Genomic DNA, 14,045 nt, shown 5'->3' on the forward strand with positions numbered 1-14,045 from the left:
GACGGGGAACATATGTTTTTTATTTTTTATGAATCCATTCTCTCAAAGCAACCCCGGTACGTGAGTCAGCCACATCAACCGACTCATGCGGCGTCCCACTGTACTGGATATGGCCGCCATAACGTCCGGCATCCGGGCCAACGTCAATCAACCAATCGGCCTGACTAATCACAGCGAGGTTGTGTTCAATGATAATTAGAGAATTTCCGGCGGTGACTAAGGCATTAAACAACGTCATCAATCGGGCCGTGTCCTTTAAATGCAGACCGGCAGTCGGTTCATCTAAAAGATAGATTGTCCCCTGCTTACCGAGTTCCACGGCCAACTTTAACCGTTGTAATTCACCACCGGACAGCGTGGTCAGCGGTTGCGTCAGTGTCAAGTACCCCAGACCGACCCGGTCCATATTTGCCAATTGGGCCGCAATCTTGGGGGTCGCTGCAAAGAACTTGGTGGCTGTGTTGACAGACATCTGGAGCACTTCGGCAATCGTCTTCCCCTGATAGTGATACTGCAGGGCTTCCTCACTGTATCGCTTGCCGTGACAGCGTTCACAGGTCTGTACAACCGGATCCATGAATGCCATGTTGGTGATGGTCACGCCTTTCCCTTTGCACCGCGGACAGGCGCCCTTCCCGTTGTAACTAAAGAGACTGGTACCGACGCGCCCGTTGGCGTCGCTAAAGAGTTTCCGAATACCATCCAGAATGCCGAGATAAGTGGCCGGCGTCGAGCGAATGTTGATCCCGACCGGCGCTTGTGCCAAATCAATGTAATCATCTTTCAATTGGGCCTTTAAGGCCGTGACTAGCGATGACTTCCCAGATCCTGCCACGCCGGAAATGACCGTCATTACGCCCAACGGGACGTCCACATTGATGTCTTGAAGGTTATTTTGCGTGACATGTCGCAAGGCGATCTGACCGGTTGGCTGACGTTCTGGACCCCAACTATGGGCTTGACGTAACCAGTCTCCGGTCAAGGTGTCGGAAGCTAACAGTTCCTGATAGGTCCCCGTAAAGGTAATTTGACCACCACCTTGGCCGGCCAAGGGGCCCATCTCAACCACGTAATCGGCGAAACTGATCATCGCTGGATTGTGCTCAACCACCAGAATCGTGTTGCCCTTATCTTTTAATTTTGTCAGAGCCTGACGAATCAACTGAATATCATGAGGGTGAAGGCCCACACTGGGTTCATCCAAGATATAGACCATATCAACCAACGAACTGGTCAGGTATTTCGCGATCTTAATCCGTTGGGCCTCCCCACCAGATAGTGAGCTAGTCCCCCGGTCCAGAGTCAGATAACCCAAGCCAATGTCGACTAACGACTGAATCTTCGTGCTGAGTTCACGCACAACGTCAGTTGCCAATGGCGCGGTAATCCCCTTTAGAAAGCGTAAGACGTGATTGAGATCCATCGCACTCACGTCAGCAATTTTGACCCCATTAATGTGGACTGTCAGGACCTCTGGCTTCAAGCGTGTCCCCTGACAGACTGGACAGGGCTTACGCGTCACAATCTTAGCGATGGCCTCACGATGATGTGCCGCTTCTTTCTTGCCAATAACCGATCGGCGAATTCGCGGCACGACACCCTCATATAAGGCCGTCCGCGGAAAGCCTTCACCCGGATGTGCCAACTTCTGTTGCGGGGCATGCATCAAGAGATCGTACTCTTCGGCGGTATAATCCTTGATTGGCTTATCGTCGTCAAAGAGCCCACTGGTCGCGTACCGTCGCCAACGCCAGGTGTCGGGGCCAAAACTAACAAACGTGATCGCCCCTTCATTTAAGGACTTCTCCGGATCAATCAATTGCGTTTCATCAATGTCATCGACGTAGCCCAATCCCTGACAGGCGGGACACATCCCTTGCGGCAAATTAAAGGAAAAGCTATCGGAATAGCCGATAAACGGACTCCCAATTCGTGAGAAGAGCAGGCGCATCAGCGAATAGATGCCGGTATAAGTCGCCAGCGTCGACCGAGCATTCTTCCCCAGTCGTTGTTGTGCAATCACGATGGCGACGGGCAAGTGTTCAATGTCCTGAACGTGTGGTTGCCCGAATTTGGGGAGGTATTGTTGCGTAAAACTCGGAAAGGTTTCGTTGAGTTCTCGCCGTGATGCCGCGGCGATCGTGTCGAACACCAGTGACGACTTACCCGAGCCCGATAACCCCACAAAGACGGTCGTCTGATATTTGGGTATTTTCAAACTCACGTGTTTCAGATTGTTTTGCGTCGCATCTTTAATTTCTATGTATCCCTGTTCAAATGGCATCGCCATCTCAAACTCCTCTCATGTCGTTTTACTTTTTGACAACTCATCCCCAGCGACCCTATTCACCCCGGCTGCCAGGGACACCAGTCAAGCCTAACACACTCTAAAAATTTCCACCTGCTCGAAAACTCGCAAGCCAATCCCGGCGTTTTTCAATGATAGACGCTTATACTTTAACGTGTAAGATTTTTAGAAGGAGGAACATCCTATGTCCTTATTGAAAAAACAGCCTTTGAATCTCCCCGCCGCTATCATCGCTGGCGGCGCTGCTGGCATTATTTCTGGCCTGGTCAAGCTTGGCTGGGAAAATATTTTACCGCCACGGACCGAAGCGCGCAATGCCACGAATCCGCCACAGACGCTGTTGGAGCAGTTCGGAATCCCTGCCAAAGTCACGCACGCGACTTATACTTATTCCGGTCACAAACTACCGTGGGTAAGCTACATCATCCACTTTGGCTTTTCGACCACCTTTGCCGTGCTCTACCAGATCGTCGGTGAAAAAATCCCCATTGTAAAGAAAGATGCCGGTACCTGGTTCGGTCTCACCATTTGGATTGCCTTTCATGTGGGGTTGATGCCCGCCATGGGAACCGTCCCTACGGCTAAGGACCAACCAACCGAGGAACATGTGTCCGAAGCCCTCGGTCACATCGCTTGGATGGTCACTAACGACTTGGTTGGTGCCGAGGTCTATCGTCGTCTGCTCCAGGAGAGCAAACGACGGAAGTAACCCAACGCTAGCGTGTATTTATGGGTAACGCCATCTGCGTTACCACATTAAACATCCCGTGTTCAGCCGGTTTACCTCTTCGTTAGTCTAACACGCTACAACGGTCTTTCTCATTATCCCCATTGCCATCATCTTGGGAGGCGACGCAATGAACAAACCTTGGCAAACCAAATGGCCTGAGCGTCTGAGTTATGGTCTAAGCGATGCAGCGGATAACCTGGTCTTTCAGATGATGACCACCTATCTCCTGTTCTTTTATACCGACGTCTACGGTCTGACCGCCAGTTCGGCCGCAATTCTCTTCGTGGTGGCTCGACTCGCCGATGTGGTTGAAAGTCTCATCATTGGCCTCATGATCGACCGGACACATTCCAAATGGGGCAAGAGTCGGCCATTCTTTCTGTGGTATGCGCTCCCCTACGTCATATTTGCCATTTTGACCTTCGTGACACCGCCATTCGGTACGACTGGCAAACTCATTTGGGCCTATGTGACTTACTTAGGCCTAGGTTTCCTTTACACGGCGGTCAATTTACCGATCACGTCAATTCTCCCGACCATGACGGAAAACGATCAAGAACAAACAGTACTTGGCGTCATTCGCCAATTTTGTGGCAGTTCTGTTCAAATCATTGTGGCAGTCTTTACCTTGCCACTAGTCGCCCTGTTCGGCCATGGCAACCAGCAACGCGGCTTTCTCTTAACCATCGTTTTATTTGGGATCATCTCACTTATTTTGATCTGGAATACCTTCTTCCGCGTTCGTGAACGCTTCACCAATCCGCAACACGCCCATCAGTCCTGGCGCGCCGTGGGGGGCATGTTGAAACAAAATAAACCGTGGCTCGTGATTTCCGTCGTCATCCTGTTATATTGGCTGACCACCGCAATTAAGAATCAGACCACTATCTACTATTTCAAATATATTCAGCATCACGAGCAACTCGTCCCCTACGCCAATGCCTTCACCTTTGCGGCCTTGATTGGTGTTTTGTTAATCATCCGTTCCGCCAACCGTTGGGGGAAGAAACGGACCATGTTAACGGGTATCCTGATCGCTGCAATCGGTCAACTTATCCTCAGTCTGGGCACAATTCGTCATTTGTTGCCAATCATTTTTACCGGAACCCTGATTAATTCTGTGGGCAACGGCCTCATCATTGGGCTAGTCTCCATCATGATTGCCGATACCATTCGTTATGGCATGGCACTGGGCATTCAGGCCGAGGGGATCTTGGCCTCGACTGACGACTTTGGCGTCAACGTCGGCCTGGGATTTGGTGGCTTAATCACCGCTGGCCTCTTCCACCTATCTGGCTATACCGCCAATCACACCCAAAACGTCGCGACCCAACACATGATCCTCTTGAATTACGCCTGGTTACCGTTAGTCCTTTATCTCGTCATGTTTGCGGTACTCCTCCTTTACAATGAACGTGAGTTACAGGCTAAGATTCAACCCGATCACTAGACTTGATTGCCCTATTAAGACTAACGAAATTCGAGTCCAGTTTTTCGCCTAGTTTGGAAAAGATTTTAAAACTATTTACAAAAACAAAATCGGTAAGGACGACTTGCGTAACCAAGTTGTCTTTACCGATTTTTCATCAAAGTCTCTGTCTCGACCGAAAATCACGGGCATTTCGTCTCAATGCCCGTGATCACAAAGAAGGGCTATACCCGATTGGTACAGCCCTCTTTTTGATCAGTTGTTTAGTCTTGTGTCGTGTGATTTCGCGTACGGCCACGATTGGAGTTCCGGCGTTTATCATGTAAACTATCGAACCCGACGAAGCCCGCAGCGACTGCCCGTTCATTGGCCCGGTGAAGTACCTGGATAAAGTGTTCCGCTTCGTCCTTACCAAAGAAGCCTAGCCAACGATGGAATCGTTCATCCGTCGCTTGTGCCAAGTTCCGTTGAACCCGACTACCAGCCGCTGTCAAAGTAATGTACTTAACCCGACGGTCATTAGGATCGACCTTCTGCATCACGTAGTTTTCTTTCAGTAACACGTTAACTTGACGAGCAATGGCACTCTTCGATACGCCTTCCAGCTTGGCCAATTCCACCAACGTTTGCCCATTCTTACTCCGGGCAACGTTCTCCATCACCATGAAGGCTTCAAAAGTTAAATTATACTTTTGGGTGGGAATCGAAACAAAGTCCCCGATGTACTTGAAAATATGCATGTACAAGTCGTCAAATTGTTTCTTTAATTCTGCTTCCGTAACGTTATCGTTTGTCGTCTCTGTCATTATAAATCCATTACTCCTTCTAGTTCAGCGCGGGGCGCTGCCATTTACCGTCCTAAATTGGATACAGCCTACGGGACTTAATTTTAGCCGATAAAATGCCCGTCGTCACCGGTCAAAAAGCACAAAGTGGATAACCATACTTATATTTTATAGATAGATTAACTAATCCGGTAATATTATAGTTATGATTGGCAAAATAGAACAGGTGTTCTATAATGGGATTAATCTTCTGACCAAGGATGTGACTGAGATGTTAGACTATACACCACAAAAAATTCGGCTCCTACTCCAAACCGCTTATCAACAAAACCAGCTCACCACGATCACGTATCATGGCGTTACCAAAACGGGAACCGTTGACTTCGTGACTGCCAGCACCGTTTACCTCGGCTTAGCGGCTGGCCATTCTCGTGAGATTCCCCTGACCCAGATCAGCCAAGTTAAATTACACCAATTGCAATCTTGGTGGTATCTTTATGATTCTTCCGCACGGTAACTCCCTCTAGTATCGCCTCTTCTGGTCAAAAAATAAAGGGCTTTTTGGTAAATTGTTTGTTTTTTCTTTACAATTCAAAGAAAACGCTATCTTCTGCTCGCCGCCTCGCTTTTCTTTATGTTGACGAGTCAACAAGATCTGCTCTGTCAGGTCCTAAAAGAGGCTATTCTTTGTGATGAATCGGCCTCTTTAATTGGCTAGGTTCAATAACTATTGGTCAAAACTGATAATGACCATAAACTTGCATAGTTTGACTCATTCGAGGGGGGCAAATGGCCACTTTCGACACAAATAAATAGTCTGAGACATGGTGACGTGTCTCAGACTATTTTTAATCTCCAAATCTATCTCATTGAATCGTACTAGTTAATCTCTACCGTCCCCTGTCGACTGTCGACCGTCACCGCCATGTCAGGATTTTCCCCAACACAGCCAATCTTGTGGTGGCGATCATCCAACTTAAAGTGCGCGTCACGAGGTGCTCGTACAGTCCCCTCTTCATTGCGCAGGTCAAAACGATAGGCCTGTCCCACCGGGACCTCTAGACTCACGTTACCGTGGCTCTGAACCTTCATATTGCCGGTAACCTGAGCACTGACCCGACCATTTCTGGCCCGAATATCCCCATCTCCAGTGAGCCCCTTAACGCGAACCCCGCCATTGCGGGCAATACAGATCAGCTGACCATTCATGCCATCGACCCGGACACCCCCATTACGCGAGTTCACCTGGAGATCACCGGACTGATTGGTCACTCGGATGGCACCATTTATGGTTTCAACCGCCCCTTTACCCGTTAGGCTGCCGAGCGTTACCGCGCCATTGTCGGATCGAATACTGTAAGTTGTGCTCTTTAGCTCATCAATCTTGATGGCACCATTGGTCACGGTCAGATCAAGCCGATCCACGGCCGTATGAAAGAGCCGGACACGACCATTTGTCGCATGAGCAGCAAGGAAAATCGCGCTCTGAAAGTCGCTCATTTCGAGACTCCCATTACCGGCTTCAACAGTGACATGTCCCGTCAGATCAGTCGGCAGTAAAATTTCCACCCGGATATGCACGGGCCAGAGGCGTGGCCGTTCGCCCTGCTGAATGGTTAACGTGTCTCCGACGCGTGTTGCCCGCAAGTGAAACCGGTCATTGTCTCGACTCATATACTCGTTAACCACGATAGCCTTGCCGCTTGCCGCCCCCAATTTAACGGCGGCATCCTGATAGTCGATCGCCACGTTAGCCAAGTCAGTCACGGCAAAGGTCTGGGTATTGACCAGCTTCAGTGAGGTGACGAGAGTTCGCTCTGGTTTCTGACCGTTGACCGTCACGTGATCCCCATTAACATCAATTAGACCATTGGCTACGGACACGTGATCGCCTTCCACCTGAACCAGATTTCCGAGATCCACCCTATCCTTATCGCTATCTACAAGAACGCGGTCCCCCCAGGTCACTTGGTTGTCAGTGATGTGAAGCTTGCCAGCGTGCACACTCGATTGAGAGGGTTGCTTGGCTTGAGACTCACGCTGTCGGTTACGGCCGGTGGCCGCGTCGCGCGCACTATCTTCGACAACTTCTTTGAGAAGACTATCGAGATCCCCAATCTGACTAATGGTTTCAGCGATTGCTTTGTCCGGCTGCATCCCGTCATTAACCCGTTCGGAGGCCGCTTCGGTCAAGTCACCAACTAATTCTTCCTTCAACTCTGTTAAAGCCCGTGATGGGGTATAGTTGCGAAATAAGTCATCCAAACGCGTCCGAATTTCCATTGTAATGTCGTCCATAATTAAGCCTCCTCGGTCAATTTTCCGGTAATTAAGTCATCAATAATGGGCTTGGCAAACTGCCAGGCCGCAGTCTTCTCCGCCAGCATCTTTTGCCCAACCGGCGTGACGTGATAATACTTGCGTCGCGATCCCTGCGTCTCATCGCCCCAATAATCCGTCAATGCACCATTCTTTTCGAGTCGGCGAAAGACCGTGTACAGCGTGGCTTCATTGAGCTCATAATGCCCATGACTCAGGGCCTTCACCCGCTTTGCCACTTGATACCCGTAACTATCCCCCTGCTGGAGAATGTTCAAAATAATTGTATCCGTATGGCCCCGAATGAGGTCTTTGGAAATATTCTCAGCCATGCCGCCACTTCCTTTCTTTTTTGCTTGTCAATAATGTATCACATACTACTGTGTGTGTCAAAGTAGTATGTCTAAAAAGCCGATTTATCCTTGCTTAATTTCCATCCAAAAGGTAGCCTTATGACAATAGCATAGTACACTAAACGCAATAAATTTATTCAGGGGAGCTTGTTCAATGAAAACTTTTCGCAATATTCTAAGTTGGGGCCTACCCATCATAGTGGCTCTAGCTGTCGTTTTCGTCGTGCGCACATACTTACTAGAGGTCGTCAAGGTCTCGGGAGACTCGATGGAACCGAACTTAAGGAATGGTGAAGCCATGATCGTGACGAAACCAACACCGGTCAAGCGGCTCAGTGTCATCGTTTTTGATGCCTATGGCGAAGATCCAACCGCACCCAAAAATACAAACTATGTCAAACGTGTTATTGGCCTACCTGGGGATCAGGTCGTCAGTAAGAATGGTTACCTCTATGTCAATCATCGAAAGATTAACCAACACTTTATCAGTCAGACTGAGCAGGGTGCCGGGACCGGTAATTGGACGCTAGGTAGCCTGGCCAAACAACACAACTGGTCTTACCAAGGCAACACCGTTCCCCGGGGCCATTACTTCGTTCTGGGAGATCATCGGAGTGTCTCAGAAGACGGTCGAGCCTGGGGTTACGTCGACGCTAAGAAAATCATGGGCGTGGTCAAAGTCCCGTTCTGGGAAGGTAGCTCAGTGCATCGCGCTAACGTGAATAGTCTAGCTAGCTAATGACGCCCTATACTTCAGGACAGGCATGTCGCCACCGGTGTTCACGATTGTCCGTCTTCAACTTAACATCAGCTCTTGCATAAAGCCGCCGGACTTCACCTGTTGTGGAGCCCTAGCGGCTTTTCATCTGCTCTTAATACCACTGAAAACCTTCACGCCACAACCTCTTAAGCGATCAAAAAAGCCTGAAACCAGCGTTAAACCGCTGACTTCAGGTTTAATTTCGAAGAATGTCTCTGAGCAAACCTGCCTCACTGGACAGGGCATCCCCAGCACATCGCGGTGACTCCTCACTGGAAGTCGTTAACGCAACGTTTAACTAAACATACGCTTTGTTGCCTTCAACAAGGTCTTCGGATCCTTGTCATAACGAGGCGTGTCCACCAGGTTCGTCATTGGAATTCCGGCGAAGTGGAAGGCGGCGATTTCACCAGAACGAACGGCACTCTGTTCCGTAAAGATCATCTGATATGGCTGTTCGGCAAACTCACCAGTAAAGGCTAAGTTCGTTGAATGTGCTGGAATAACTTCCGGTCGATCGGTCTTGGCCCGGTTGTTAAAGAGGGCTGAGGCATATGGCATGTAGACTGGAATGTTATTGATAATACTATCGAGAATAGCTGGTTCCTTGTCCTTAATGTTGTTAGGACCTGGGTCAACCTTAGATAACTGGCCAATCAGCTCCTGAGCCATTTCTTTCCCCGTCATCTTGATATACTGCTTGTGGACGAATTCTCCCGTCCGCCGTGGATACAGGAAGTAGCCCCAAATAACCGATTCATTAGGCTTTTGAGTCGTAAAATGTGGCTGGTGGTGAACCACGATCGACATGTTAACATCTTTCTGGCCCAAAGGCGTGATTGGCGTCGTGGAGAGGAAGGAGTTCAAGGCGTTCCCTGGAACCTGGGTCGTGATCCGCGTAATTTCATTCAGCAACAGGTGATTCTTCGTGGTCAATGTAAAGCTGACCCATTCGGAATTCTTGCGATCAGCGAAGAACTTATCGGGTGTCCCCAGGTTATAGAAGCGTTCCGTAGCCTTCTTCCACAAGGCTGCACTGATCCCATATTCCATATTCTCAGGTGCTGGCGTATTGTAATCTCCCATCGTCGCGGAATCGGTGATGGACCCGTTGGTGAAGATAACTGCCGTTTCATCGTCAATGTCGACTACTTCTTCAGTCCCATCTTCAACGTTCTTGACGTGGATGCCAGTCACCGTGATTTCGTCTTGCATCGAACTGTCGGCAAATTCCCAGTCCGTTACAATTCGATTGGAAATAAATTTAACCCCTTCACCCTTCAGGTAGTTAATCAGTGGCAACATCATACTTTCAAATTGGTTATAACGGGTCCGGTTGACCCCAACCAAGTGTTCAATTTGTGTGAATTCATAAATCATCTGGTGCATGTAACGCCGGAGTTCTTGAACGGAACTCTCAATGCGAAAGGCGAACGTGGTTTCCCACATATACCAGAAATTGGTTTGGAACATGTGTGGGTCATCCTTGAAGTATTCGGCGATCGTCACATTGTCCAATTTAGTTTCTTCATCATCAGGCATCAGGACTAACTTCGATAACAGTGCCCGGTCTTTGTTATTCAGGCCCAACTTACCACCATCGATAATGCCCTTACCGCCTTGCATCAACCGTGCCTTGTCATAGGTCCGGTGATGTGAATCGAAATCGCGGGTATCTTCTGCGGCCGTCATGCCCTCCTCCGTTGCGGAAGGGATCCGGTCCAGGAGGTCCATCAAATCAACGTAGGTCCGGTAGTTCAACATCCGGCCTCCACGAGCAACATAACCCGTTCGGTTATCCAGTGGGTGTTCCTTATTCCAGTATTCGTTACTGAATTCTTCAGTCGTTCCACCATCGTTAGCACCGTGCATATCTGCTCCGTAAAAGGTGATATTGTCACCCCGCCAATGGCCTTCTTGAATCAGGTAAACCGCCGCGGCCATGTTAGACAATCCCGCACCGATCATTACTGCTTTTGTTTTAACCATCAAAAACACCTCCGTAGATTCTTTGTGCCTTAACGCCTTCATTATGCTTGCTTTGTCATGCATTGTAAAGCGTTTACATGACAGTTTTAGAAAAAAGTTCAAATCGTTACGGATCCTTAATTACCGGGGATTGCGACATGTCATGTTCCATTTACAGGGGCCAAATATAGCTTAAACTACGGTCATAAAAACAGTCGAAACGATTTACCCTTAAGGACCGCAAGACGCAAAAAAACGGTGTGCCAAAGCACACCGTTTTCCCCGACTGATTCATTAGTCAGCGGCCATGAACTTGCCTGCGGTTAATTTAGAGGCTAAAACCCAGCCCTTAGTCTTTCCGCTAGTCACATAGAGATAGCTAACGTTCTTCTTAGCTTTTTTAATCGACATTTGTTTCGTTGCGTAGAAGGTCTTACTGTTTGGTAACTTGCCCTTCAACTTCAGGGTAACCTTAGGTGCGTTCGCAGCAAACTTCCCCGTGTAATAAGCTGGCCGCGCATTCTTAAAGTGGTAAGCGCTCTTCTTAATCTTCTTGGAGCTGACCAGCGTGTAGGTTGTTGCTTTGTGAACGCCATCAGCGGCCATGAACTTGCCCGCAGTTAATTTGGACAGTGCCACCCAGCCCTTAACCTTAGCATTCGCCGTCTTCACATAGACGTAAGTGACCTTCTTAGCCTTGGTGGTCTTGGTAGCCTTCTTCTTAATTACAATCTTCTTGGTACCGTAGTAGGTCGTGGCGCCCTTCAAGGTCCCCTTCTTGGCCATCGTGACTTTAGCCTTGTTGGCCGCAAAGACTGCACTGTACAATGCCGGCTTCCCAGATTTAACGTGATACGATGTCTTCTTTAAGGCTGCACTACTCAGCAATGAGTAGCTGACTTTCTTAGCTGCTGGTTTGGCAGCGGCAAATGCAGTCACACTACTACTTACGGGAGCAATAGCCCCGACCCCTAATGGTAATACCATGGCTGCTGCAGCTGCGATCATTGCAACTTTCTTCATCATAACAATTACCCCCTGAGATATTTTGAACCCATCTCTGAATTCACGGGTATCATATCATGACTATCCGATCTAGCCATACTAATGACACTCAAAAGTGACCAAAAACAGCGGTAAATATAGGATTCAGGGTAAATTAAACCAACTTACTCCCAGAGACTAAATGGTGTCAAAACACAAAAATCGTGACCACCAAATGTCTAGTGGCCACGATTAATTGCATCTTTGATTATTTGTTCTGATCTTGACTAACCTTCGCAATCGATTTAGCGATGAGCGCGGTATAGTGCCGATTTCCGTAGTCATTTGGGTGCACATGATCACTGACGAACCAGCTCGATTCGTTCTTGGCAGCCCCATACCAGTCCACGACATGAACATTCTTATTATCATCCGCCGTCTTTTGAATACGACGGTTAACAGAATTCTGCCACTCACGGGTTGGAACGTGCGCCGTCACCCAAAAGATTTCGTGATGAGACCCAATGGCATCCACAATACCTTGTGCTTGTTCCGGTGTCACGTAGCCGTTCGTCCCAATATTCACGAGAACATTCTTCGCTAATTGTCCCTGTTGTGACAGATTATTAATAACATCTTTCATATCAGCGGCCTGACGACCCACTTTCCCATCGACGATAGCGCCAGGGAAGACCTTTTGAAGATCACCAGAATCATCCAAAAGAACCGAATCCCCAATCGCCGTCAATGGTGTCTCCTTACTTGAGACCATCTCTTGAGGCGTCAGATAGTAATACTTAGCGGTCTTCTTATCGGCTTTAGAAAGCTTAGCCAACGCCGCCGCTTTATCGTGCTTCTTCTGCGATGCCGCCTTAGCTAAGGCTTTTTGCTTCTTAGCTGCTGCTGCATTCTGCCGTTTAGCCTCAGCCTGACGGGCTGTAATCGTCTTTTGCAAGGCTGTTGGTTTAGCAGCGGCGGGCTGTTGGACAAATCCAACGGCCGTTAAGCCAAAGAGTAAGGCCCCAACGACTCCCAAGCTACTAGCCAACCGGTGGGCACGAGGTTGCTTAAAGAAACTGACAATGTCACTCGTTAATTGCCCATAGTGGTAACGCCGAAGAGGATTCTCAATCCATCGATAGCTCACTTCAGTAACCACCATGATCAAAGCCACTTCCATCAAGGCATTGAATAACGGATGATTGCCAATGTTGATACGTGCTTCATAAAAAATCATCACTGGGAATTGATAGAGGTAGATCCCATAACTGCGTTGGCCAACGTAACTGAAGACGGGATTAGATAGTACCCGATTCATGTCACTACCAGGATGTGCGACCGTGCCGACTAAAATACCGGAGAGTACTGTAAACCAGAACATCCCCCCACGGTAAGTGCTAGCTGCCTGCCCGTTCATCGTAAAGAACAGGTAGACGAGCGCAATTAATGAGGCGCCTCCTAACAAGTCCATCACAATTCGATGCGTCCGACTGACATCTGCGCTAAGCTTATGCGCAGGCCAAACAAATGCCATCGCGGCTCCGATCAGAATCGCAAACATCCGGGTGTCCGTACCATAATAAACACGGTTAGGATTCTGCGGATTGTAGAGTAAGGCCATCGCCACAGCTGAGGCAACGGCCGCCGCTAACAGGATCACTAGGGATCTTCCCTGTTTCTTCACCAGAATCAATAACGCCAACACGACTAATGGCCAAACCAGATAGAATTGCCCTTCAATGGACAGTGACCACAAGTGTGTAAAAGGTGACTCCCCACTAAACCGGTCAAAGTAAGATTGACCATGGCCAATTTCAAACCAGTTATATCCATAAATCAGGTTCGTCAAAACTGTTTTTCGAATATTAACGAGCAAACTTCGTTGAAAAAGCGTGATATACGCGGTTGTTGCCAAGAGCATGGCAACCAACGCCGGATACAACCGCTTTAATCGACGCCCGTAAAAGCCTCGAATATCAATACGATTTGTTCGATCCCATTCCTGGATTAAAAGGTACGTAATCAAGTAGCCAGAAACCACAAAGAAAATTGGCACCCCAAGGTAGCCCCCCTGAAGGGTCGATGGTGCCAAATGATAAATAATAACCCCTAATACGGCAAGGGTTCGAATGCCGTCAAACCCAGTTATGTACCGCTTCTTCCCCGCACGCTGTGCACGGACATAAGACCGCGTTAGCCGCGAACTACTCTGATCCATAAAATTACTCCTTTTCTCTTTAAGACCGTTAGTACTCCCCCATATTAGTCAGATAATTATCCATTTTAATGTTATTTATATTTAAAGTATAAATAATCGTATTGTCAGTTTAATTACTAGGATGATTTATCATTCCGCCAGGTGATCGTTAACCCTGTCTAATTAGCTTCATTCTATAATGTTTTCCCTTA

Annotated in this window: 11 protein-coding genes; 4 read left to right on the forward strand and 7 right to left on the reverse strand. The window is 48.4% G+C overall.

Going from position 1 to position 14,045, the window contains the following annotated elements; all coding sequences use genetic code 11:
• Window positions 1–19 precede the first annotated feature (19 nt).
• Window positions 20–2,290 (reverse strand): ATP-binding cassette domain-containing protein, encoded by a 2,271-nt coding sequence (locus tag EKM71_RS05150; protein WP_125573584.1) that lies wholly within the window; start codon window positions 2,288–2,290, stop codon window positions 20–22.
• Window positions 2,291–2,492: 202 nt separating this feature from the next.
• Between EKM71_RS05150 and EKM71_RS05155 the strand changes: the two genes are divergently transcribed.
• Window positions 2,493–3,017 carry a DUF1440 domain-containing protein gene (locus EKM71_RS05155; protein WP_125573585.1) on the forward strand — a complete coding sequence of 175 codons (525 nt, stop codon included), beginning with the start codon at window positions 2,493–2,495 and terminating at the stop codon, window positions 3,015–3,017.
• Between the two features lie 148 nt (window positions 3,018–3,165).
• Window positions 3,166–4,488, forward strand: a complete 1,323-nt coding sequence (locus EKM71_RS05160) for an MFS transporter (protein ID WP_125573586.1) — start codon at window positions 3,166–3,168, stop codon at window positions 4,486–4,488.
• A gap of 242 nt (window positions 4,489–4,730) precedes the next feature.
• On the opposite strand, the gene EKM71_RS05165 is transcribed toward EKM71_RS05160, so the two are convergent.
• Entirely contained in the window at window positions 4,731–5,273 is a 543-nt protein-coding gene (locus EKM71_RS05165; RefSeq protein WP_125573587.1) for a MarR family winged helix-turn-helix transcriptional regulator, read from the reverse strand.
• Window positions 5,274–5,523: 250 nt separating this feature from the next.
• Here EKM71_RS05165 and EKM71_RS05170 point away from each other — a divergent pair, with 250 nt between their 5' ends.
• Window positions 5,524–5,769, forward strand: coding sequence for a hypothetical protein (locus EKM71_RS05170; RefSeq protein ID WP_125573633.1), 246 nt, complete (start codon window positions 5,524–5,526; stop codon window positions 5,767–5,769).
• 362 nt (window positions 5,770–6,131) lie between these two features.
• Here EKM71_RS05170 and EKM71_RS05175 read toward each other — a convergent pair whose 3' ends face one another.
• Window positions 6,132–7,550 (reverse strand): DUF4097 family beta strand repeat-containing protein, encoded by a 1,419-nt coding sequence (locus EKM71_RS05175; protein WP_125573588.1) that lies wholly within the window; start codon window positions 7,548–7,550, stop codon window positions 6,132–6,134.
• A gap of 2 nt (window positions 7,551–7,552) precedes the next feature.
• The gene (locus EKM71_RS05180) at window positions 7,553–7,903 is read right to left on the reverse strand and encodes a PadR family transcriptional regulator (RefSeq protein ID WP_125573589.1); all 351 of its coding nucleotides are present in this window, start codon (window positions 7,901–7,903) and stop codon (window positions 7,553–7,555) included.
• 175 nt (window positions 7,904–8,078) lie between these two features.
• Between EKM71_RS05180 and lepB the strand changes: the two genes are divergently transcribed.
• Window positions 8,079–8,663: a signal peptidase I gene (lepB, locus tag EKM71_RS05185; RefSeq protein ID WP_125573590.1), complete on the forward strand. Its 585-nt coding sequence runs from the start codon at window positions 8,079–8,081 to the stop codon at window positions 8,661–8,663.
• 315 nt (window positions 8,664–8,978) lie between these two features.
• Here the strand turns inward: lepB and EKM71_RS05190 are convergent, their stop codons facing one another.
• The 3 genes from EKM71_RS05190 to EKM71_RS05200 all read right to left on the reverse strand — a co-directional run bounded on the left by EKM71_RS05190 (window position 8,979) and on the right by EKM71_RS05200 (window position 13,854).
• A complete protein-coding gene (locus EKM71_RS05190; protein WP_125573591.1) occupies window positions 8,979–10,673 on the reverse strand; it encodes an oleate hydratase in 1,695 nt (564 codons plus the stop codon).
• A gap of 273 nt (window positions 10,674–10,946) precedes the next feature.
• On the reverse strand, window positions 10,947–11,678 hold the full coding sequence (locus tag EKM71_RS05195) for a hypothetical protein (protein WP_125573592.1): 732 nt from the start codon (window positions 11,676–11,678) through the stop codon (window positions 10,947–10,949).
• Between the two features lie 226 nt (window positions 11,679–11,904).
• On the reverse strand, window positions 11,905–13,854 hold the full coding sequence (locus tag EKM71_RS05200) for an acyltransferase family protein (protein ID WP_125573593.1): 1,950 nt from the start codon (window positions 13,852–13,854) through the stop codon (window positions 11,905–11,907).
• Window positions 13,855–14,045 lie beyond the last annotated feature (191 nt).

The sequence above is a fragment of the Levilactobacillus huananensis genome (genome assembly GCF_003946145.1).
Taxonomy (GTDB): Bacteria; Bacillota; Bacilli; order Lactobacillales; family Lactobacillaceae; genus Levilactobacillus; species Levilactobacillus huananensis.